Annotated in this window: 23 protein-coding genes and 2 riboswitches; of the genes, 6 read left to right on the forward strand and 17 right to left on the reverse strand. The window is 30.1% G+C overall.

Annotated features, from left to right (window positions below; all coding sequences use genetic code 11):
* Nucleotides 1-54: 54 nt before the first annotated feature.
* From ACWJKE_RS10635 to ACWJKE_RS10660, 6 genes are all read right to left on the reverse strand, one after another.
* Nucleotides 55-417 (reverse strand): YccF domain-containing protein, encoded by a 363-nt coding sequence (locus ACWJKE_RS10635; protein ID WP_216302250.1) that lies wholly within the window; start codon nt 415-417, stop codon nt 55-57.
* 53 nt (nt 418-470) lie between these two features.
* The gene (locus ACWJKE_RS10640; RefSeq protein ID WP_462958794.1) at nt 471-1,886 is read right to left on the reverse strand and encodes a sensor histidine kinase; all 1,416 of its coding nucleotides are present in this window, start codon (nt 1,884-1,886) and stop codon (nt 471-473) included.
* Nucleotides 1,887-1,888: 2 nt separating this feature from the next.
* Complete coding sequence (locus tag ACWJKE_RS10645) at nt 1,889-2,608, reverse strand: response regulator transcription factor (RefSeq protein WP_216302252.1); 720 nt, start codon at nt 2,606-2,608, stop codon at nt 1,889-1,891.
* 142 nt (nt 2,609-2,750) lie between these two features.
* On the reverse strand, nt 2,751-3,518 hold the full coding sequence (locus ACWJKE_RS10650; protein ID WP_216302253.1) for a hypothetical protein: 768 nt from the start codon (nt 3,516-3,518) through the stop codon (nt 2,751-2,753).
* Nucleotides 3,519-3,521: 3 nt separating this feature from the next.
* Nucleotides 3,522-4,409, reverse strand: coding sequence for an ABC transporter ATP-binding protein (locus ACWJKE_RS10655; RefSeq protein ID WP_462953253.1), 888 nt, complete (start codon nt 4,407-4,409; stop codon nt 3,522-3,524).
* Nucleotides 4,410-4,442: 33 nt separating this feature from the next.
* Complete coding sequence (locus tag ACWJKE_RS10660; RefSeq protein ID WP_462958795.1) at nt 4,443-5,462, reverse strand: hypothetical protein; 1,020 nt, start codon at nt 5,460-5,462, stop codon at nt 4,443-4,445.
* Between the two features lie 291 nt (nt 5,463-5,753).
* On the opposite strand from ACWJKE_RS10660, the gene ACWJKE_RS10665 reads away from it, so the two are divergent.
* Nucleotides 5,754-5,945, forward strand: coding sequence for a hypothetical protein (locus tag ACWJKE_RS10665; RefSeq protein ID WP_462959368.1), 192 nt, complete (start codon nt 5,754-5,756; stop codon nt 5,943-5,945).
* Between the two features lie 155 nt (nt 5,946-6,100).
* The gene (locus ACWJKE_RS10670; RefSeq protein WP_462953255.1) at nt 6,101-6,598 is read left to right on the forward strand and encodes a cupin domain-containing protein; all 498 of its coding nucleotides are present in this window, start codon (nt 6,101-6,103) and stop codon (nt 6,596-6,598) included.
* Between the two features lie 129 nt (nt 6,599-6,727).
* Here the strand turns inward: ACWJKE_RS10670 and ACWJKE_RS10675 are convergent, their stop codons facing one another.
* The 3 genes from ACWJKE_RS10675 to ACWJKE_RS10685 all read right to left on the reverse strand — a co-directional run bounded on the left by ACWJKE_RS10675 (nt 6,728) and on the right by ACWJKE_RS10685 (nt 9,448).
* A complete protein-coding gene (locus ACWJKE_RS10675; RefSeq protein WP_462958796.1) occupies nt 6,728-7,960 on the reverse strand; it encodes a WD40/YVTN/BNR-like repeat-containing protein in 1,233 nt (410 codons plus the stop codon).
* A 24-nt stretch (nt 7,961-7,984) separates the two neighbouring features.
* A complete protein-coding gene (locus tag ACWJKE_RS10680) occupies nt 7,985-8,536 on the reverse strand; it encodes a hypothetical protein (RefSeq protein ID WP_462953257.1) in 552 nt (183 codons plus the stop codon).
* A gap of 63 nt (nt 8,537-8,599) precedes the next feature.
* Nucleotides 8,600-9,448: an undecaprenyl-diphosphate phosphatase gene (locus tag ACWJKE_RS10685; RefSeq protein WP_462958797.1), complete on the reverse strand. Its 849-nt coding sequence runs from the start codon at nt 9,446-9,448 to the stop codon at nt 8,600-8,602.
* A gap of 203 nt (nt 9,449-9,651) precedes the next feature.
* On the opposite strand from ACWJKE_RS10685, the gene ACWJKE_RS10690 reads away from it, so the two are divergent.
* The 4 genes from ACWJKE_RS10690 to ACWJKE_RS10705 all read left to right on the forward strand — a co-directional run bounded on the left by ACWJKE_RS10690 (nt 9,652) and on the right by ACWJKE_RS10705 (nt 14,185).
* Nucleotides 9,652-9,981, forward strand: a complete 330-nt coding sequence (locus ACWJKE_RS10690; protein WP_165413575.1) for a PadR family transcriptional regulator — start codon at nt 9,652-9,654, stop codon at nt 9,979-9,981.
* Between the two features lies 1 nt (nt 9,982).
* Nucleotides 9,983-10,951 (forward strand): permease prefix domain 1-containing protein, encoded by a 969-nt coding sequence (locus ACWJKE_RS10695; protein ID WP_462953259.1) that lies wholly within the window; start codon nt 9,983-9,985, stop codon nt 10,949-10,951.
* A gap of 74 nt (nt 10,952-11,025) precedes the next feature.
* Nucleotides 11,026-11,136: riboswitch (SAM riboswitch) on the forward strand.
* A 133-nt stretch (nt 11,137-11,269) separates the two neighbouring features.
* A riboswitch (SAM riboswitch) is annotated at nt 11,270-11,381 on the forward strand.
* Nucleotides 11,382-11,493: 112 nt separating this feature from the next.
* Nucleotides 11,494-12,780 carry an O-acetylhomoserine aminocarboxypropyltransferase/cysteine synthase family protein gene (locus tag ACWJKE_RS10700; RefSeq protein WP_462958798.1) on the forward strand — a complete coding sequence of 429 codons (1,287 nt, stop codon included), beginning with the start codon at nt 11,494-11,496 and terminating at the stop codon, nt 12,778-12,780.
* Between the two features lie 115 nt (nt 12,781-12,895).
* Nucleotides 12,896-14,185 (forward strand): homoserine dehydrogenase, encoded by a 1,290-nt coding sequence (locus ACWJKE_RS10705; protein WP_462958799.1) that lies wholly within the window; start codon nt 12,896-12,898, stop codon nt 14,183-14,185.
* Nucleotides 14,186-14,310: 125 nt separating this feature from the next.
* On the opposite strand, the gene ACWJKE_RS10710 is transcribed toward ACWJKE_RS10705, so the two are convergent.
* The 8 genes from ACWJKE_RS10710 to ACWJKE_RS10745 form a co-directional block, all read right to left on the reverse strand.
* Nucleotides 14,311-14,652, reverse strand: coding sequence for a zinc ribbon domain-containing protein YjdM (locus ACWJKE_RS10710; RefSeq protein WP_165413571.1), 342 nt, complete (start codon nt 14,650-14,652; stop codon nt 14,311-14,313).
* A 273-nt stretch (nt 14,653-14,925) separates the two neighbouring features.
* Nucleotides 14,926-15,801, reverse strand: coding sequence for an alpha-amylase family glycosyl hydrolase (locus tag ACWJKE_RS10715; protein WP_462958800.1), 876 nt, complete (start codon nt 15,799-15,801; stop codon nt 14,926-14,928).
* A 479-nt stretch (nt 15,802-16,280) separates the two neighbouring features.
* Entirely contained in the window at nt 16,281-17,252 is a 972-nt protein-coding gene (locus tag ACWJKE_RS10720) for a tRNA dihydrouridine synthase (protein ID WP_462958801.1), read from the reverse strand.
* A 333-nt stretch (nt 17,253-17,585) separates the two neighbouring features.
* Nucleotides 17,586-17,750 (reverse strand): hypothetical protein, encoded by a 165-nt coding sequence (locus ACWJKE_RS10725; protein WP_462958802.1) that lies wholly within the window; start codon nt 17,748-17,750, stop codon nt 17,586-17,588.
* 333 nt (nt 17,751-18,083) lie between these two features.
* Nucleotides 18,084-18,377 carry a DUF1002 domain-containing protein gene (locus ACWJKE_RS10730; protein WP_220320586.1) on the reverse strand — a complete coding sequence of 98 codons (294 nt, stop codon included), beginning with the start codon at nt 18,375-18,377 and terminating at the stop codon, nt 18,084-18,086.
* 88 nt (nt 18,378-18,465) lie between these two features.
* Complete coding sequence (locus tag ACWJKE_RS10735) at nt 18,466-19,359, reverse strand: metallophosphoesterase (RefSeq protein WP_216302268.1); 894 nt, start codon at nt 19,357-19,359, stop codon at nt 18,466-18,468.
* Nucleotides 19,360-19,809: 450 nt separating this feature from the next.
* Nucleotides 19,810-20,907 (reverse strand): sensor histidine kinase, encoded by a 1,098-nt coding sequence (locus tag ACWJKE_RS10740; protein WP_462958803.1) that lies wholly within the window; start codon nt 20,905-20,907, stop codon nt 19,810-19,812.
* The gene (locus ACWJKE_RS10745) at nt 20,897-21,592 is read right to left on the reverse strand and encodes a response regulator transcription factor (protein WP_462958804.1); all 696 of its coding nucleotides are present in this window, start codon (nt 21,590-21,592) and stop codon (nt 20,897-20,899) included. The genes ACWJKE_RS10740 and ACWJKE_RS10745 overlap by 11 nt, the downstream gene beginning before the upstream one ends.
* Between the last annotated feature and the right edge of the window lie 46 nt (nt 21,593-21,638).

Genomic DNA, 21,638 nt, shown 5'->3' on the forward strand with positions numbered 1-21,638 from the left:
TAGAATACTATGTGCCTACCTATTTTCTATAAATAATATTGAGCTAATTTATATCTAATGTATTTTCGCTCCAAAAGGTATGAGCCCAAGTTGAGCAAATTTAAAATGCTGAAGTCCGAATGGTATTCCTACAATTGTTATACAAAATATTACACCCGTAACGAGATGCGCTATGGCAAGTTCCCATCCTAAAAAAATAATCCAGATAACATTAAAAATCAATCCTCCAACACCAAAATTACCAAGCTCTATTTCTTTTTCAAAAGGCCACAATACAAATATTGAAATCTTAAAACATTGAATACCAAACGGTATTCCAATAATTGTAACGCATAAAATTAGACCTGATAAAAACCATGCAATAGCTGAAATGATTCCACCAAATAATAACCAAATAATATTACCTATAAAATTCATTATCCATCTCCATTCTTATTATATTCATAAAAATCTTTAAATCGAATACTTATTTATAAATTGATTTCTATTTCTGTACCACGTCCGAGCTCACTTAGCACCCTAATTTCTCCATCATGTGCTTTTACTATGTCCCTCGCAATAGCCATTCCAAGTCCCGAACCTTCATGTCCTTTTCCGGTATTTGCACCTCTGTAATATCTTTCAAATATAAGGTTTAGTTCTTCCGGCCTTATTCCTTTTCCGTTATCACTTATAACAATTTTTATGTTATCATACTTCTCAACCAATACTTTTATTTTTACGCCCTCTTTATTATGAACTATTGCATTATATACCAAGTTTTTTATAGTCCTCATTATCAGAATATCATCCACAAAAGCTTCTATAACTTCATTATCACAAATAAAATCAATATCTACATTAGCATTCTTAGGATCGTTTAGTAAATCAATTACAGCATTTCGTGCCAAGCTAACCATATTTACTTTTTTCTTGTTTAACTTCAATACTTTATTTTTCAATCTTGTTGTTAAATTTAAATCATCTACAAGCTCTTTTATATAATTAGACTTACTTTCTATTATTTTTGAATACTGATTTATCTCTTCTTTTGATAAATCATAATCATCACTACTTAAAATTTCGGCATATCCTTTTATAGATACCAGTGGCGTCTTAATATCATGTGACATATTTGAGATCCATTCTTCTCTCATTTGGTCCAGTTTTTTTCTTTCTATTTCATTACTCCTAAGAGTTGATGAAAGATTGTTTAAGTTGCGGTAGACCCCAGTATATAGCCCCTTTTCAGATAAATTCAAATCATATTTTCCATCCGACAATACTAAGACACCATTTATTATGTTGATTACAGGTTTAGTAAGTCTTCTTGAGAATAAATATGCAAAAAACAATGCAATTAATGCATCTAATATTAAAATGATATAAATAAAGTTACCTATCGTTTCTACAAAATTACTATTATTAATAGTAATTACTCGTCGCTCAACCGTGTCCCATGGGAATCCTATTATATAGCTGTATTTACGTCCTTCTATTTGTTTTTCACCTAAAAAAATAGTTGTTAAGGTTTTTTCATCCACATACTTATATTCATTAATCAATTCAAAAGGAGTATAACTTTTTTTTGTACCCTTTGGCTTTTTATAACTATATACTTCACTACTTTGCTCATCTAATATCTGTATCCATATATTATTATTATCCAAGCTTAGTTTCCCATTATTGTCTATATAAACAGCTTCTTTATTACCTACAATACATTTGCTGAAATTTCTAGTATAATCCTCTGCCCCTACACCTTTTAATTTTTTCTCTATTAAGGTTCCTTTTGTCTCATTGTTATAAATTATAAAAGAAAAGGCTGCAATAATATTTATAATCATTACTATTATAACTACAGAAACCACAGTTATCATGAATTTGCCCATTAATTTGAATTTCATATCTATTCATCCTTTACAACAAATTTATATCCAAGCCCCTTAATATTAACTATATATTTTGGCATTGAAGGATTATCCTCTATTTTTTCTCTGAGTCTCCTTATATGAACCATAATTGTATTGTCAAAACCTATATAATCTTCTCCCCAAACCCCACTACAAATTTTTTCCTTGCTCAGAATTTGGCTCGGATTTTTTGCAAAGTATGCTAACATCTTAAATTCTTTTGGTTTTAACTCTATTAATTCGCCATTCTTTTTAAGCTCTATCTTTTCCTCATTTAATTCAAAGGGTCCAAAAACTATAATTTTGCACTTTTCATCAGGCTCTTCACCAATGTAATTATTTCTTCTTAGATGAGCCTTCACCCTATATGCGACCTCTTTTGGACTAAATGGCTTTGTAATATAGTCATCCGCTCCTAAAGCAAATCCTAAAATCCTATCTAACTCTTCCGTTTTAGCCGACATAAACAAAATTGGCGTTCTAGAAGTGCTTCTTATTTCTTTACATACTTCATACCCGTCTCTATCTGGCATCATTATATCCAAAAGAATAATATCTGGGTTTATCCGTATTACTAAATCTAATGCTTCTTTTGCAGTCCCTGCAGCATATATATTTTCAAAACCTTCTTTTCTAAGCACAGTAGATAAAAGTCCTAATATATCCTCTTCATCATCAACTATTAATATTTTACTTTTATTAATTGAATTATTCATAATTACCACCTCTTAAATTATCACCTAAATACTCCATATTAAATATTTCAGAAGACTAAACAATTAATAATTGTTTAGTCTTCTGAAATGTCCTTGTGTTTCTTACTTATATAATACCATAGAAACTATCTTATCATATTTTTTATTCCTTTATAAATGCTTTGTAGGTAAGCTTTGGTAAAAATATAAAACCAGCAATAACTATTACTATTTGAATCATAATTAATGATATTGGAACCTGATATCTTATTAATTGCATAGACATCATTCCCCAAAGTGGAGTTATCCCAAGATATTTCACATTTCCAAATCGATATAATATAGCTGGCAATACATATGGCAATCCTATAAGTAACCCTCCAAAAATAAAAGGTATGGAAGCCGATTTACTTATTGCTGATAGATATAATCCTAGCTGGGAGCAAAAGAATGAACCTACTGTAACTGTTATTATAAGTATAATCATCATTTGCAATACAGTTATGTTTGAACCACTGTTTCCAAAATACCAAAGTTCTTTTAATTGTAAGTCTAGCCCTTTAAAATTTGATTTTATTAATCCATCTATAAGCATTGTAAGTACTATTGATAGATTAACTATTGTTGTTGCTATGCCCGCACCAATCCATTTCGCCGTTACAACCTTTTTCTTTCCATTTTGCGTTGTATTTATAAGTTCATTCATATTAGAGCTATATTCAAGGGTATATGTAGCTGAAATTACCATAAAGGTTATTAGCCCTATCACTGGTACGATTCCATACATTTTACTAAAGGCATCCGCCCAAATCTCTGCACTTGAAGACGGATAAATTAAACTTCTACTTAATAAAAGTAAAGCAATCCAAGTTATTATAACGCTCTTTTTAAATAACATTTTTCTTATTTCTGATTTTATAAGAATTTCCACAAGTTACACCTCCCTAGTATTTTCTAACTCAAAGTAAAACATATATACATCTTCAAATCTTGGTTCTATGCTCTGCGCTGATGCATATAAAGGCATTTTATCGCTTACTACTCTGAGCTCTGTAACATCCGCACCCCTTTGAAGGTTAACTACCTTATAATCTCTTTGTATATCCATAACTTCATTTTCTTTATCTGTTGTAATCTTATATACTTTTCCCTTCATGCCAGTTAATATATCTTTATGACTTCCTTTTATTATAACGCTACCATTTTTAATCATTATGGTTTCTCTTGCTACTGCTTCTATATCCGAAATAATATGAGTTGAAAGTATTATTATTTTTTCCTTAGATATATCAGCTATAAGATTTCTAAATCTTGCTCTTTCTTGTGGATCAAGACCCGCTGTTGGTTCATCAAGTACAACTATTTTAGGATCATTTAATAATACTTGTGCAATTCCAACTCTTCTTTTCATACCACCTGAAAATTTGCCAACTGCCTTGTTTCTAACCTCATATAATCCAACAAGATTTAGTAGTTCATCAATTTTTTCAGAGGCTTTATTTTTGTCTATTCCCTTTAATGCAGCCACATATTTCAAAAATTGTTTTGCTGTGAAATTCTTATATGCACCAAATTCTTGCGGAAGGTATCCAATAATATTTCGGTACTCATCTTCTTTATCATAAATACTTTTTCCATTATAAATAATTTCTCCACTGGTAGGTTTTGTTAATGTTACTATTTGTTTCATTAGTGTAGTTTTACCCGCTCCATTTGGTCCGAGTAGTCCATATACACCATTTTCTAAAGTGAGTGTTATATTATTATTTGCATTCTTTTTTCCAAAGCTTTTTGTTAAATTTCTTATTTCAAGCTTGTTCATAATCGTTCCTCCTCTAATTTTAAAATCCATTAATTATCTTACTAATATTTTTTTAAATGATACTACGCTGAGTGTAATTCCTGCCACTATAGTTACTGCCAGTATTCCAAGGCAAAGATTTATTAAGTCAAAGTTCATCCCAAAGAATTTCACATTTCCAAAATATATGCCAGCAAACTGATTAAAATAAAATAGTAAATTTATAAAATTAACATTCGCGAGCACCATTTTAACATTACTCGGAATTATTTTTACCACTGTTAATAATTTTGGAGTAATAATAAAAATCAAAAATCCACTTGTTGATGCTATTGAACTTGTTGTTATAAATGAGAATAAACATGCAATTACACCTAAAGTAGCTAGTATTAATATCATTATTCCTATCTTAAATATTATAAATTGAATTATGGTATATGCATCCCTTACTAAAATAGGATTATCTATTATTCTTATTGCTTGTAGTTTCCCATTGGTGGGCATGCCATATTGAATCGCTGTCACTATGAATTGAATTGCTAGATACCCTCCATATAAAACTGTTGGTATTAATATTCCAAGTCCTAGTTTTGAATATAAAGCCCTATTTTTATTTTTTGATGTAAGAATCAAATTTTCTACCGTAGAAACAATCTCATCTGTATATGTATTACAACAAACTATAATTAGAATTACCACCATACAGAATGCCATAAAAGTATTGGTTGCTCTATAATCGTATGCCTTCCAGAAGCTAACATCCTTATATTTTGTATCTTCCATACTTTTTAACTTTTTACTGGATATTTCTTTTATACCTTTACTAAAGTCATCCTTCTCCTGACTATTTGCCATTTCTTTTATTGTTCCTATTTTTGCATCTAATTTCCCCTGTGCAATTACCTCTGCTTTTCTTGTGTCTTTAATTAACTCATATTGCTCATTTCTATGTGAGTTCTGTGTTTCCATTTCTGGTTTTATAAAAGCCATTACTCCGCAAAGTAAAATAAATATCGCCGCTACAATTATTCCAGTTTTTGATTTTAATATTTTTTTAAGTTCCCAATATATCATATTGTACCTCCTTGTATTCCTCTTCAGTAATTATTTTTTTCGGTAAGATTATAATTATGAAGTGAATCTTGCTATAGGTACATTATATAAGGTTAATCTTATCTCTTGATAACATTAACCTTAAATAAACCTTACAAATGTTTTATATTTTAAAAATAAGATAGAAAAAGGATTTTATTTAACTAGCTAAAAATATTTTGCAAATAAACAAAAGACTTTTTATAGAATTGTACTTTATATACAACTGCCGAGCCATGTGTAATGTGTTCTGGTGCAATATATTGGGGTAATGTGGGGGAAGTAGTATATGATATAAGCGAGAAAAGATTACTAGAGCTTACTGGTAATAATGATATAAATCCAACCTTTGATTTATCTTGCAGATATGTCTTTGCAAAAGGACAAAAGAATATTAATGTTGAAGGCCCTTTTGAAGAAATTGAGCAAGATGTCGTAAATGTTCATGATGATTTTTGGGATTAATTGAGTAAACAAATACAAAAACTGTATTGGAATTTTCTAATACAGTTTTTGTATTGATGCTGCTACAGTTATAATCTAAATGAAACTACCCTTGTCACTACTGACCTATTTGATTATAATTAAGTGTAATCATTTTTTTACAAAGGAGATAAATTATGCACCCATCACAATACTTTATTGACACATTAAATATGGAACCTCATCCTGAAGGTGGTTTCTACAAAAGCAGCTTTGACTCTTGTGAAAATATTAGCTCCAATGATTTAAAAACTAGCTTTGAAGGTGAAAGAATACTTTGGACTAGTATTTATTTTTTATTAAGAGATGGAGAAATTTCAAGGTTTCATAGATTGAAATCAGATGAAATGTGGTACTATCATGCAGGTTCCCCTCTTACAATATATATGATAAGTCCAGAGGGAGAACTTACTACTAAGCAACTAGGTCTTAATATAAAAAATGGAGAAACTCCACAATTCCTAGTACCTAAGAATTATATCTTTGGTTCTGCTATGAATAGTTCAGGTTACTCACTTGTTGGCTGTATGGTATCCCCCGGCTTTGACTTTAAAGATTTTGAAATATTAAAAAGAGATGTTCTTTTAAACAAGTACTCTCAACATAAGGATATAATAATTAAGCTTACAAAATAACTATTGCTTTATAATTAAAGACCATACTAGAATCAATAATTCTAGTATGGTCTCACTATTTTAATACTATTTATTTATGTTCTAAACATTTAAGCATTCTCTTAGCATAATCAATATATAACCATTTTTTTATTTTATAACCTCTCCATCATATTTCCAGTTTTTACCAAAGTCTTCACTAATAAACCTACATACCTGGCTTTTGCCTGCTCCATAGTCACCATCATCCCCTTGTCCAACATAAAGCTCACCATGACTCCCCTTAAATACAGGTGCTACTGGATCATCATATATGCCTTTAAGTTCCTCTGATATTGGCAATTCAATTGTATTCCAACTCTCTCCTCCATTAGTAGTCATATATATGCCATTATTTTTAGTTGTTATAAATCCAATTTTGCTCGTTGAAAATGAAATCCCAGTTGCAAGGCTTGATCCGTCTTTCATTAATGGACCTTTAAAGTCCCAAGTATCTCCTCCATTTTTACTAGTATAAATATCTATCATTTCAAAACTCATTGCTCTATCGCCAGCAATAATTGCATATCCAAATCCTTCATCCGTAAATCCAATGAATTGTCTTCTTATACCCATAATATCACTTTGTAAATTTACATCTTTCCACGTTTCCCCTTCGTCACTCGATATACATAAACTTCCAGTTCCATATATAAATGCCGTTTTCTTTTCGGATATATAATAACTTCCTTTATTCAAGTCATCTGATTTTGTATCTTGCTTATCTTTATCCTCTAACGGCATAAGCGCTATTGGAATTTTAGTCCAATTTACACCGCCATCATAAGTTATATACACATCATCTTTTTCTATTTTATATTTACACTTATCCGCTGTTACTACTGGCTCTATTATATTGCTATTTTTCTTTGATATACCTAATTTTTTCTTTACATCGCTGGTTTGTAAAACATCTAAAAGTTTATACTTATTACCTTCAAACTTACTTATAATTAAAGTCCAATCACAATGAATCATTCCACCATTATCTATTAAACCCCATTTACTTAGCTTGCTAAGGTCACCTTTATCATATGGCTCCACATCAAATATTGCCGATATTGCAAAAGTTCCACTATCCCCTGCAATAAGTTGACTGCTTTTATAAGTATAATAACTTATCTTTTCATTTACCTTATTCTTAGTATTAATTTTATATTGTCCTAGATATTTTTCAAGCATTGGACCTGCTATATATTGAAGTCTTGAAGTATCTTTATATTCTATAATCGGATGGTTTTTACTGTAATTGCTTTTGATATTATATATATAATATCCACCTATAATACAAAATATAACTAAAATTATTGATATACTAATTAATATCTTATTCTTTTTATTCATATCTTTCCCTACTTCCTGCACACCTTATCTTCCTAAATCCTTACCTATTTCAACTAGCTCGTATGTAAATGGTTTATCTGTAACCTTTATATGGAACCTTGTTCTAAATAAAGGTCTATTTTTACCTTCTATCATAGAATTCTTTAATAGATTTGCATCATCTTTTAAGTATCTTGTGTTAAAAGTAATTTCAATTAGAAAGTCTTTTAGATTACCTTTAATAATTTTATTACTTTCATACTGAAGCCCATCAAACTCCATTTCACTAATATTATTCTTAAGTGTATTTACCTGATATTTCTGGAATATACTACTCCCAATTGTTGAACAATCCGTTGCTGTACTCTCAATACTTGTTTTTATAAAAGGAAAGTTTATATCTATAACCTTTACTTCGTTTATTTCATTTTTTAAAATTTGGTCTTTACCTTCATCATTTACTGCCGTCTTCATATCACTTAATACATATGTAATTTTATTTTTTCCCTTTACTGTTTCATAAAGAAAAAAAGCCATAATTATAGATGCTACTATCATTATAGAGGTTATAATATTTAATACTTTATTATTTCCCATATGCTTATTCTCCTTTTACTATTTATATAAGAAAAAATACCTCTTGCTATTTATTCTCTATGATTATGCTAAAATAATAACCTTAGTTAATACTAATATTCCAAGTAAAATACCTACTACTACTCTATATATTGCAAAGACTTTCATTGGCTTCTTTTTCAAATAATCCACAAATTTTTTCATAACTATCAAAGATACTATGAAGGCTACAACAAATCCTACTATTAATGAAATCCATAATGTTTTCGTCATTACAGAATAATCAAATTCAAATAAATCTTTTCCTGTTGCCCCTATCATAGCTGGAATCGCTATGAAAAATGAAAATTCTGCTGCTATTGGTGTTGATAATCCTGCAATCCATCCGCCCATAATTGTAGAAGCACTTCTTGACATTCCTGGCCACATTGCAAGCAGTTGTAATAAACCGATCTTAAATGATTGTATAGGCGTTATGCTATCTATACTTTCTACTTTATGATCCCTGTTTCTAACTCTCCTCTCGATTATTAGTAACAATAATCCACCAACTATGAATCCTACTATAACAGCCTCTGGTGTAAACAATAGTTTTATTTTATCGTATAATACTACTCCTGCAATTCCCATTGGAATAGATGCCGTAATAACATTTATCCCAAATCTGAATCCTTTCTTTCCCTCTTTTCCTTTAGTAAATATAAACTTAAAAAATTCTATTATACTTTCGCTAATCTTCTCCCAATACAAAACAACAACTGCCATTATTGCTCCAAGTTGGATTACAACTTCAAACATCTTTACAAACTCTCCCTCAAACCCAATTGCCCATCCAATCAATATCATATGTCCTGTAGACGATACTGGGATAAATTCAGTTACCCCTTCTACTATTGCTATTATAATTGCTTTTAATAAAAATATTATGTCCATAACTCACCATTCCTTCCAATCTAATTATTACTGTATATAGTTTATCATAATAATCTATAAGGTACCATCTTCAAAACTTACAGTAATATTACATCTATGCAAATTTCAGAAAATACTTTACCTGTCGTAGTAATTGTGTTATCCTTGAATTACTACGACAGACAAAGTACTACAGATGCAGTAAAAGCAAAGGAGGATATAATTTGATAAGCAGCGATGTAATTCGAGGATATAATGATACGATTATTCTTTTTATGCTTCAAGATGGCGAATCCTACGGGTATGAAATATCAAAAAACATCAGAAAATTATCAGAGGAGAAGTATGTTATGAAAGAGACCACACTCTATTCAGCATTCAACCGTCTTGAGAAGAATGGATATATCGAATCTTTCTATAAAGACGAAACCTTTGGTAAAAGACGCACATATTATAAAATCACCCCCGTAGGTTTAACCTACTATAAAGAAAAATGTGAAGAATGGAGCTTAACAAAAGAAGTTATTAATAAATTTATTAAGGAGAGGGATTAGAATGGAAACTATAAAAAATTATTTAGATAATATGTTTAAAGTCCTACCAAGAACAAATCAGACGGTCAAATTAAAAAATGATTTATTATGGAATATGGAAGAAAAATATAACGAGAATAAGAATGATGGAAAATCAGAAAATGAGGCCATTGGTATTGTAATTTCAGAATTTGGCAATATTGACGAATTAATTGATGAACTTGGCATCGAACATATGAAAAAGGGTGCGATACTTAAAACCATTACACAAGAAGAGGCCGATAACTTTATGACTACAAAAAAAGAATCTGGCTTATTGATGGGTATAGGTGTTTTTTTATGTATTGTAGCAACGGCTATATTAATATTAATTACCACTCTCATAGATGGTGGCATTATCTGTAAAGGAATTTCAAAAGATTTCAGCGATATGTTTGGCATTATTGCACTATTCTTACTGTGTGTACCTGCTGTAGCTTTATTCATTTATTCCGGTATGAAGCTAGAAAAATACAAGTATCTAAAAAGCGGTTTTGATTTACCTCTTCATGTAAAAGTAATTGTAAATCAAAAAAATAATGCTTTTGCATCAACCCATATGATATCTGTAATAACAGGTGTGTGCATATGTGTCATATCACCAGTTGCACTTTTTGTATCATCTGCTTTTGGCGACAATGCATCTAGCTACGGAGTAGTTGTTTTACTTGTGATGATTGCTATTGCCGTTTTCCTCTTTATATATTTTGGAAATATTAAGCAGAGTTTTAGTATTCTTTTACAGATTGGTGACTTTTCAAAAGAAAAAACTGAAGATAATAAACTTATTGGTGCAGTTGCTGCTATCGTATGGCCATTAGCAATCTGTATCTTCCTTGTCAGTGGATTAGTTTTTAATCTATGGCACATTAATTGGATTATATTCCCTATCGTTGGCATTTTATTTGGTATGTTCAGTGCAGCATATAGTATTATAAAAGGGCATAATTAAAATAATTTTATCTTTTAAAAAAGTATTGACAATTGTTTTTATGAGTAATATACTAAATACTAATAACTGAATACAACTTATCCAGAGTGGCAGAGGAACTGGTCCGATGAAGCCCGACAACCAGCATTCTTATTCGAATGTAGTGGTGTCAATTCCTGCAGATTGTAAAATCTGAAAGATAAGGATGTTAGCAAATTTTATGATACAATTTTATTGTTTATTAAAGTTAACTATTGCTACTTTCCTTATAGGAAAGTAGCTTTTTTTCTTTCCCAAAAATCTAAATAAATAATGTACTAAATACTAACAACTAAATATAACTTATCCAGAGCGGCAGAGGGACTGGCCCGATGATGCCCGACAACCAGCATTTTTAAAAGAAGTGCAATGGTGTCAATTCCATCAGATTGTAAAATCTGAAAGATAAGGACGATAGCAAATTTTATGATACAATTTTATTGTTTATTAAAGTTAATCATGCTGCTTTCCTTATAGGAGAGCAGCTTTTTTTTAGAAAAATAATTATAAAAGGAGAAATTAATATGAGTGAGCGAACATTAAGTTTTGAAACATTACAGGTACATGCAGGGCAGGTTCCAGACCCTACTACAGGCTCGAGAGCAGTCCCAATTTATCAAACATCATCTTTTGTTTTTAAAAATGCAGATCATGCAGCAAATTTATTTCAATTAAAAGAAGAAGGAAATATATATTCAAGAATAATGAACCCAACTACAGACGTTTTTGAAAAAAGAGTAGCCGCTCTCGAAGGCGGAGTAGCAGGACTTGCTACAGCTTCAGGAATAGCTGCAACATTCTATGCAATACTTAATGTAGCAAATTCAGGCGATGAAATAGTAGCTGCAAGCACTCTATATGGTGGTACTTATGAACTATTTAATGTTACTCTTAGAAAACTTGGAATTAACGTAACATTTGTTGATCCAGATGATCCTGAAAATTTTAGAAAAGCTATCTCGAATAAAACAAAAGCACTTTATGCTGAAACAATGGGAAACCCAAAAATAAATGTTCTAGATATAGAGGCAGTAGCGGATATTGCTCATGAAAATAAAATACCCCTTATTATTGACAATACCTTTGCAACTCCCTTCCTTTGCCGTCCAATTGAGTATGGTGCAGATGTAATTATTCATTCAGCAACAAAGTTCATTGGAGGACATGGAACTACTATTGGTGGAATTATAGTTGATGCTGGTAAATTTGATTGGGCAGCTAGCGGTAAATTCCCTGATTTTACAACTCCGGATAAAAGCTATAATGGAATAGTATATGCTAATTTAGGTGCTCCAGCATTTGCTTTAAAAGCTAGAGTTCAACTTTTAAGAAACACCGGTGCGACGCTTAGCCCTCAAAGTGCATTTTTATTTCTTCAAGGTTTGGAATCATTATCGTTAAGAGTTGAGAGACATGTAACAAACGCTAGGAAAGTTGTTGAATTTTTGAGTAAGCATCCAAATGTTTCATGGGTAAATTATCCTGAACTTGACGGGAGCAGATACAAAGATTTAGCTAAAAAATACCTACCAAAAGGAGCAGGATCAATATTCACTTTTGGAATAAAAGGTGGCCTTGAAGCTGGAAAAAAATTTATTAATAATGTAGAATTATTTTCGCTGCTTGCAAATGTTGCAGATGCAAAATCTCTAGTAATTCACCCCTCAAGTACAACTCATGCAGAGCTTAACGCAGAGGAGCAAAAATCTGCTGGAGTTACTTCAGATTTGATAAGACTTTCAATTGGCGTTGAGGGTATCGATGACATTATATACGATTTGACGCAAGCTCTAGAAAAATCAGTTCAATAAAAAGTCAATAATTCTTTGGCAGCTGGTTTCAAAATAAGGTCTTGTTCCTAACTATATTCCTCCATCACCTTAGATGACGGAGGAATAACTTTAAAGTTTAGAAAGGAAAACTATTATGAAAAAGGTAAAAATAGCGATTTTAGGTTTTGGAAATGTTGGGACGGGTGTATGGAAAATACTTCACGAAAATAGAAAAGAAATAATGAAACGTTCAAATTATGAAATAGAAGTTGCTAAAATACTTGTAAAAGATATAGATAAAAAAAGAGATATCAAAGCACCTAATGGCCTATTAACAGATAACATTGATGATATTATAAATGATGAAAGTATAAAAATTGTGGTTGAACTTATTGGTGGATGCGATAAATCTAAAGAGTATATGATACGCGCAATGAAATCTAAAAAACATATTGTAACTGCTAATAAATTAGTTATCGCGAACTGGGGCGAAGAGTTATTTAAAACAGCGGAGAAAGAAAACGTATTGTTTTATTATGAAGCAAGTGTGGCTGGTGGAATTCCAATAATACGCGAGATTAATGAGAGCCTTACAGCCAATAGGATTGAGCAGATAATTGGAATTATAAATGGAACAACTAATTACATATTAAGCAAAATGACAATGGATGGGATTAGCTTTGATGAAGCACTAAAGGAGGCGCAAGAAAAGGGTTATGCTGAAGCAGACCCAACCTCTGATGTTGATGGCTTTGACGCTGTATATAAGCTTGCAATAATGTCTTCTCTAGCATTTGGAACTAAGGTAGATCATGATTGTATTTATAGAGAAGGAATAAGAAGTATTAGTGACATAGATATAGAATATGCTAAAAAACTTGGTTATTCAATAAAACTTTTAGCAATAGCTAAAGAAGTAAATAACAAATTAGAGCTAAGAGTACATCCAACCCTAATACCTTCGAGCCACCCAATGGCAAATGTAGCCGATGCATTTAATGCTATTATGATAAAAGGAAATGCAGTTGGAGAGTTAATGCTATATGGAAAAGGCGCTGGAGCTTTTCCAACTGGAAGTGCAGTTGTAGGTGATATAATATCCATATTAAGAAATAATGTAAATCCTTATGACTTATTAGACCTAAGTGACAAGACTGATTTTAAAGAAGTGAAAAAATCAGAAGAAAATGAATCAGAATTCTATATTAGACTTAATGTTAAAGATACAGTAGAAGTTTTAGGAGATACAGCGAAAATATTTGGGAAAAACAATGTCAGCATTATGTCCGTTACTGGAGATGTAAGGCACGATGATCATGGACCACTAGGATTTATTACACATAAAAGTTCAGAAAAAAACATAAGAATTTCATTAGAAAAAATAAAAGAACTAGAAAACGTCAACAAAATAGAAAGTATAATAAGGATGGAATCATTTTATTAAACTTATTCTCCTTTTAGTATTTATATATAAAAACACCCCATCAGATGAATTTTACAACTTTTTTAGTTATAATCATTCAATGGGGTGAAGTTCACTATTTCGGTTCTATTACATTAAACCATGATTTATACTTTTTTAACAAATTCAGATTTTAATTCCATAGCTCCAAACCCATCAATTTTGCAATCAATATTATGATCTCCATCAACCAAACGTATATTTTTTACTTTTGTACCTTTTTTTATGGCTAATGGACTTCCTTTTACTTTAAGGTCTTTGATTATTGTTACAGAATCACCATCGTTTAATACATTTCCATTTGCATCTTTGATAATCCTTTTCTCTTCACTACTTTCTGTTTCTAATTCTAAAGTCCATTCATGAGCACATTCAGGGCAAACAAAAATACTTCTATCTTCGTAAGTGTATTCTGAATTACATTTTGGGCAATTTGGCAAATCAGCCATAATTTCATTTCCTCCATTCGTTATTGTTAACTCTAATATATAAGAATTATTGTCAATTTTCTTTTTACACCTTCATAAGAATAGCAATTACAAAGTTAAAATTCACAAAAAAAATATAGGGAGTTCCTTATATGCTTATATACTATCATAGTCTCCTCATATTGACAAACCTTCCTCCGCCCTCTCCTTAAAGTCCCTTTTTTCTATTAATCATTTTTTACATACAAGTTTTTTAAAAGCAAGTCTAATTTCAAAAATAACCATAGCAGTCATTTATCTTGCCAAATTAATATTTTTAATATTTTCCATTTTCCATAAATCTGAATATGCCCTAATATAAAATAATACATTACTTTCTTTATGATTTTTTAATAGTAAACCCCATTTTGATGTTATCACATTATCATCCATGCTTTTAGTAAATCCCCAGCTTTCCTCGGTGTCATGGGACATTACATAAATAACCATCTTGCTCTGGTCAGTTGCATCACCATCAGTTAACACATTGATAAAAGGTGTATACTTGTTTAATAGTTCTTTACTGGATTCAATACATTCAGCATAGTTGAACATATCTTTAAATTCACTAAATACCCTTGTCCAAAAGTAACTTCCTTCACTTTCTAATGCAAAATGCTTACCCATGTCGATTCTGAACCCACCCACTCCGCAATTCTTTAGTTCTTTTAAAAAATTTATATAAATTTTTTGTAATTCTACATCATTGTAATTGAGCATTGGTAATCCAAAAGCACCGTTAACTATTGCATTTCTATTGCCATAATCTACTGTATTTTTTGCATTAGTCCAAAATTTAGGGTTATTTCGTAGGTTTTGATCTACGGTTTGACTTGGTATTAGCTTTCCACTCTCATCACCCGCTAAATGTCGTAACACTACGTCAACGATGATTTTAATTCCTATTTTATTAGCTTTATAACATAATTCTGTTAAATCTTCCTTTGTTCCACTTCTATTACCTATTTTAAATGATAGCGGTTGATAGTATGTCCACCATTCATCTCCTTTTTTGCAAGGTTGCACGGGAGTAACCTGTATGGATGTATAGCCACACTCTTTTACTTTATCTAAAATTTTAGTTATATCTGAGATTTTCCATTGAAAACAGTGTAATATTATTTCTCTCATATTATGTCCTTTCATTAATCATTTATTTTATAATGTATTTAAACATTTATTTACTCTCCAACCATCTAACCCATTTTCAGCTTAAATCATCACCTTCGTAACTGTTCATCTTCCTCAAGCTGCAACATTAATTAAATTATTACTATTACTATCAGATAATTTTTACAGGAAATAAATTTAACATAATGTAGTTCCTATAGATAATGATGTACTTAATTACCATTAAATATACATAGAATAATTTTTCAAAAAAATATAATACACCTGATGTATAACACCAAGTGCATTTTGCAGTGAAAAGAATTTAAATACAAAATTTATAGTGGACTATAAGAAAACCCCCGACTAAAATTAATTAGTCGAGGGTTTTACTGATGGAGGCGATGCTTAACCTTTAAAACCCACCAATAATATAAAATTATTTTATTATATCCTCTTGCTCTTCTTAATCATACTTATTTAATAGAATACATCCATATTTAATATTGATTATTAAATAATCCAGCCCCTTCTATGATTTCCTGCTCCGTAAATAAACTTAAGACAGCTTCATTATAATCACTTAAATTTTGTGACTTCTTTATTTTCTTAGCATATTTTTTATTATCTGAAAACATGTAAATCATATACGCCCATAGCTCTTTCATTCTAAATATTGCATTTCTATCTTCATCAAATAATTCTATATATTTATTTAAAATTTCATCATGAAAATCTTTTAGTACTTGTTTATCTATATTAGTATTAGTATTATTTTTAATCTCATTTATTAACCTTGGATTAGCTAGTATCCCTCTTCCTAGCATTACTGCTTTTACCTCTGGAAAAGCTTTCATTAGCTTATTATGATCATCAATAGTGAAAATATCCCCATTATAACATACTGGATTGGTGCTTAAAGATAATGCATCTTTAAATACCTGTAAATTAGGTTTATTTCCATAAAAATCTTTTTGTATTCTCGGATGGATAATTAATTCTTCTAAAGGATATTTATTGTAAATTTTTATTAGCTCATAAAATTCCTCTGGACTATCTTTTCCTATTCTAGTTTTTATAGAAATCTTCATATCATCTATTTTAAATATTTCATCTAAAAACATATCAAGTTCTTCCCTTTTGGCTAGAAATCCCGAGCCTCTATTTTTTGAAACAACCGTTCCAGCAGGACATCCTAAATTTAAATTAACCTCCTTATAACCTAATTGTTGTAATTTTCTAGAAGTAATAATAAACCCTTCTGAATCGTTAGTAAGTATTTGGGGAACTATATTCATCCCTTTATTATTTTCAGGCAAAACATCTCTTAATTCTTTAGACTTAAGACTTCTACTTTTATTTGTAACAATAAAAGGTGTAAAGTATTTATCAATATTATTAAAAAATTTTTCATAAGAATTTCTATATATGTATCCCGTAATTCCTTCCATTGGTGCTAAATAATATTTCATTTAATAACCCCTTTATAACTATTCTAAAAAACATTATATCAGCATTCTTTTTTCTTATCTACTTAATATTAATTAATTATATTTTCTTTCCAGTAACCAAAGGCAAAACATAGCAAACAATTTTGCAGACATTGTCTGCAAAATCTGTTGATTATAAAGAGGTTTAAAAACTCCTATTACGTTAAATAAGTAGCTAGTAAACGCACTAAGTTTTACTAGCTACTTACTTAATATATTATTTGTCCAACTTGGCATATTTTAAATTCTTTAATGAGGAATGGTACCTTCTTTCAATGGTATCCTCGCCTGCAAATATTGTGTACGTTGGCATAATTATTTACCTATGACCTTTTCTTGTTCCTTTTGTAGAACCATATTAGATAACATAATATAAAAATCCTGCTCTTCTTTACTCTTTGCCTTCTTAAATAATTTTTTTAATTGACTAAAAGTGAAGTTCAAAAAAATATCATATATTTCATTATTTTCATTTTCCATATCTAATACCTCCAATTCAAACTATTATATACCAATATGTTAAATTAATAAACTATTGTCTTGTTATTTTGATTCTATTCATATAATTATATGTAATTTATTTTTTTAACTTAATAATTAGCTTATTTTTTACAAACACAAAAGTCTTCCTACTAAAATCAAATCTGAGGCTAGATTCTATATATAATTAAATCATAAGAAAACCCCCAACTAATTTATTAATTAATCGAAGGTTTACTGGTGGAGCCGAATCATGATAGGTTAAATCCACTATATAAATGTGCCTTCCTTAAATACAGAAGACATCTCTAATAACCAGTGAACTCTTGTGTCTCAGTAGGGGGTACCAGTACTTGTTGGCTCAATATAAGAACATGATATCGCCTTATTACCTAATTGAGCTCTAGATACTGTATCTCCCAGATATTTCTTCTCCTCACTAGCTGTAACTTCAACAACACTCGCACTATTTCTATCTACATCAAAATACTTTAGCATGTTTTCTTTCTGTTGATTCGTCAAATCATACCCTATAGTAACACTCTTATATAAATCAGCATATACATTTTTTATAGGTGTTGCAAGCAAACTTGCTGTTAAAATTACAACTAAGGCTAGAACCCCCACCTAATTTTTCATCTAAATGGGCTTGATAATGGATATTTTCTTAACATAAATTATAGACCCATAATGTCACCTCATATTTTTATACTATTTAAGTATCAAAGTAATCCTTTAATTTTCTTGGTCCTGCAAGTACTTCCCTGTCTACGAATAAAGTTCCGTCCTTCTTTGTGTTAACATACCACTTTACAAGTTTGATATTACCAAAATCAATTTCCATTGCTGTTATGCATCGAGGATGAACACAGCTTCCATCATTGAAATATGGAGGATCACCTACTTCAGGAAACATAGGCCTATGTGTATGTCCTGCGACCATCATCTGTTTTTCTTTTATTACCCATTCAATAAGCTTTTTTTCTACTACTTGTTTCTTATGATAATTCTGTGCTGTTCTAGTTGGATCATTTACTCCAAAGAAGTTAAGAGGTCTCCATAAATACCTTACTAAAAATCTGGTCAATCTCCACATTTTATCATTTGGACAGTCCACTTGATGCCCGTGTATTAGAAAGATTTTGTCATTAGTAACTTTATGCCTCAATACTATCCCCTCATGGAGCCTAATATTATCGAATAAAGGAATATACCTTTTCTTGAGTTCATCAAAATATTTATATAAATTATTTTTTACAAATTTATCGTTTCTTTTTACTATATCATGGTTTCCAAAAATAAAATTAAGCCTATCTTCATTATAAAATTTAGATAGCAACCAGAAAACATCGCTATGTACCCTCTTAATGTCAGAAAGTCTTTTATTCTCCCAAAGTTCATCTCCATCACCAATCTCTATATAAGTATAGTGTTCGTCATAGTAATGAGTTAAGGCCGCAAAATAAATATTTTGATTCTTTGAAAAATCATCTGACCAGTTTCCATCTCCTCTATGGCAATCACTCATTAAAACAATCTTGGAGGAATCGTCAAAAATAATTTCCTCCGATGACTCAAAAACTTTAGATAGATGTTTTAATGTATTCATTTTATCCCCCTCTAAACCAGCAGATTCTTTCTATATTTAAATATATTACAATGTTTACTCATAAAGAACACTTAGAGGCCCGTAAAAAAGGATATCGATGCTTTAGAAACAACGGTCAAGGAATTAATATTAACCTATCTTAAAGAAGTTATTATATTAGGTTCGTTACCTCATATAATATTTTTAAAAAAATAAGAGCCTTGGAAAAAGTCCAAGGCTCCCCTAAGGTGATTAACTGCTGCGTAGTATCCATTTATCATTAAATTACAATACTTTATTATTAATAAAGTTAATGGAGATAAACCTAACATAGAGACTAACCATATTAAAATTATGCATTTAATTTTATTGTTTAATCCTTTAAATTTAAGGCATAACTTCTTATAAAAAAATAATATATAGTGAAACAAGAACTAGGTTAAAAAAGGAATTAGTTACTATTTTCTGTTCCTATTGATCAAGTGGTAATTTTGTTTTAAATTCTGTTTTTTCCTTAGAGCTTGCAACCTCTATATTACCATTATGTAATTCTACTATTGTCTTTACAATTGAAAGCCCAAGTCCAGTTCCATCTTTTTTATTACAAGATTTTTCTACCCTGTATAACCTTTGGAATAAATTCTTCAAATTCTCTTCTTCTATTATATCTCCATAATTTACAAAGCTAACTACAGCCATATTATTTTCTTTCCCTATATTTATATCTAAATATTTCCCCTTACTACCATACTTAATTGCATTAGATATTATATTTTCAAAGGCTCTAACTAATAAAATAGCATCTCCATCTATTATTAAACCTGCATCTTTTGAAGATATTCTATATTCCATACCACTATTTTCAAAAGCCGGTATAAAACCAATGGTAACTTGTTCTATTAATTGGTGTAAATATATATTAGATTTATTTAAATTTACATCTCCATTACATATCTTTGTAAACTCAAAAAGTTGTTCCACTGAACTCTTTAATTCCTTTGCTTTACTTAATGAAACTTCGCAATAATGATGCAACTCATTATCATTTTTATAATTTTTCTTTTCAATCAACTGTAAAAACCCAATAACAGAAGTAAGCGGAGTCCTTAAATCATGAGATAAATTTGTAATCAAGTTATTCTTCTGCTTTTCCCACTGTCTTTCTTTTTTCAGTAGTTCTTTTATGCTATATGCCATTTTATTAACATCTGAAGCTAATGTTCCCATCTCATCCTTTGTTCTGATAGGTATATTTATATCTATATTTCCATTAGCTACTATCTTTAAATTTTGTGATATTTCTTCTATATAATCAGTGATTTTATTCATTTTTTTGATAAATATTAAGCACATCAGCACTATAAAAAACACAAACACTCCTATACTAATCCCCAGCATAACTGAACTATTTGTATTATAATCATTAATAAATTTCATATAGAGACTTTGGCAAAAAATATGTAGCCACATAATTACTAAAAAAACTCCTACTAATGTTGATATTATAGACATTATCGTAGCTGTAAAAAAATTTAGGAGTATATTATATTTAATACTGTTATTCTTCAATTTTATATCCAACTCCCCACACTGTTTCTACTATTTTAGGTTCCTTGGGATTATCCTCTATCTTTTCTCTTAATCTCCATATATGAACCATAACAGTATTATTTCCTTCAAAATATTTTTCTTTCCAAATTTCTTTAAAGATATCCTCAGCATTAAATACTTTCCCACCGTTACTTGCCAATAGTAACAATATCTCATATTCTTTTGGAGTTAATTTTAACTCTGTACCAAATAAATTTACTTTATGATTTCTTTTGTTTATAGTAATCCCTTTTATTTCAATAATATCTTCATCGTCAAACGGTTTGTGATTTTCATTAAGATATACATATCTTCTTATTTGAGCTTTCACTCTAGCAATAAGTTCCATTGGGTTAAATGGCTTTACCATATAATCATCTGCCCCTGTAGATAATCCTTGTATTTTGTCAATGTCTTGACCCTTTGCACTAACCATTATAATTGGAATATTATACTCTTTTCTAATCTTCATACAAACCTGCAACCCATCTATTCCTGGCATCATTATGTCCAAAATCACAAGATGAATCTTTTCTTCATTAATTATATCAAGTGCATCTACCCCATTTATAGCTTTAAACACCTTATACCCATCATTTAGTAGGTATACTTCCATAAGTTCAATTATTTCTACTTCATCATCTACAATCAGTACATTAAACATAGCGCTTATTTCTCCCATCAAATACCTGTTTTTAATAAAATTATAC

Source organism: Clostridium sp. CM036 (assembly GCF_055081135.1).

What these genes read in the sequence shown, in the direction of transcription:
- ACWJKE_RS10635 (WP_216302250.1), bottom strand. Translation starts at nt 417, where the DNA reads ATGAATTTTATAGGTAATATTATTTGGTTATTATTTGGTGGAATCATT.
- ACWJKE_RS10640 (WP_462958794.1), bottom strand. Translation starts at nt 1,886, where the DNA reads ATGAAATTCAAATTAATGGGCAAATTCATGATAACTGTGGTTTCTGTA.
- ACWJKE_RS10645 (WP_216302252.1), bottom strand. Translation starts at nt 2,608, where the DNA reads ATGAATAATTCAATTAATAAAAGTAAAATATTAATAGTTGATGATGAA.
- ACWJKE_RS10655 (WP_462953253.1), bottom strand. Translation starts at nt 4,409, where the DNA reads ATGAACAAGCTTGAAATAAGAAATTTAACAAAAAGCTTTGGAAAAAAG.
- ACWJKE_RS10660 (WP_462958795.1), bottom strand. Translation starts at nt 5,462, where the DNA reads ATGATATATTGGGAACTTAAAAAAATATTAAAATCAAAAACTGGAATA.
- ACWJKE_RS10670 (WP_462953255.1), top strand. Translation starts at nt 6,101, where the DNA reads ATGCACCCATCACAATACTTTATTGACACATTAAATATGGAACCTCAT.
- ACWJKE_RS10675 (WP_462958796.1), bottom strand. Translation starts at nt 7,960, where the DNA reads ATGAATAAAAAGAATAAGATATTAATTAGTATATCAATAATTTTAGTT.
- ACWJKE_RS10680 (WP_462953257.1), bottom strand. Translation starts at nt 8,536, where the DNA reads ATGGGAAATAATAAAGTATTAAATATTATAACCTCTATAATGATAGTA.
- ACWJKE_RS10685 (WP_462958797.1), bottom strand. Translation starts at nt 9,448, where the DNA reads ATGGACATAATATTTTTATTAAAAGCAATTATAATAGCAATAGTAGAA.
- ACWJKE_RS10695 (WP_462953259.1), top strand. Translation starts at nt 9,983, where the DNA reads ATGGAAACTATAAAAAATTATTTAGATAATATGTTTAAAGTCCTACCA.
- ACWJKE_RS10700 (WP_462958798.1), top strand. Translation starts at nt 11,494, where the DNA reads ATGAGTGAGCGAACATTAAGTTTTGAAACATTACAGGTACATGCAGGG.
- ACWJKE_RS10705 (WP_462958799.1), top strand. Translation starts at nt 12,896, where the DNA reads ATGAAAAAGGTAAAAATAGCGATTTTAGGTTTTGGAAATGTTGGGACG.
- ACWJKE_RS10710 (WP_165413571.1), bottom strand. Translation starts at nt 14,652, where the DNA reads ATGGCTGATTTGCCAAATTGCCCAAAATGTAATTCAGAATACACTTAC.
- ACWJKE_RS10715 (WP_462958800.1), bottom strand. Translation starts at nt 15,801, where the DNA reads ATGAGAGAAATAATATTACACTGTTTTCAATGGAAAATCTCAGATATA.
- ACWJKE_RS10720 (WP_462958801.1), bottom strand. Translation starts at nt 17,252, where the DNA reads ATGAAATATTATTTAGCACCAATGGAAGGAATTACGGGATACATATAT.
- ACWJKE_RS10725 (WP_462958802.1), bottom strand. Translation starts at nt 17,750, where the DNA reads ATGGAAAATGAAAATAATGAAATATATGATATTTTTTTGAACTTCACT.
- ACWJKE_RS10735 (WP_216302268.1), bottom strand. Translation starts at nt 19,359, where the DNA reads ATGAATACATTAAAACATCTATCTAAAGTTTTTGAGTCATCGGAGGAA.
- ACWJKE_RS10745 (WP_462958804.1), bottom strand. Translation starts at nt 21,592, where the DNA reads ATGTTTAATGTACTGATTGTAGATGATGAAGTAGAAATAATTGAACTT.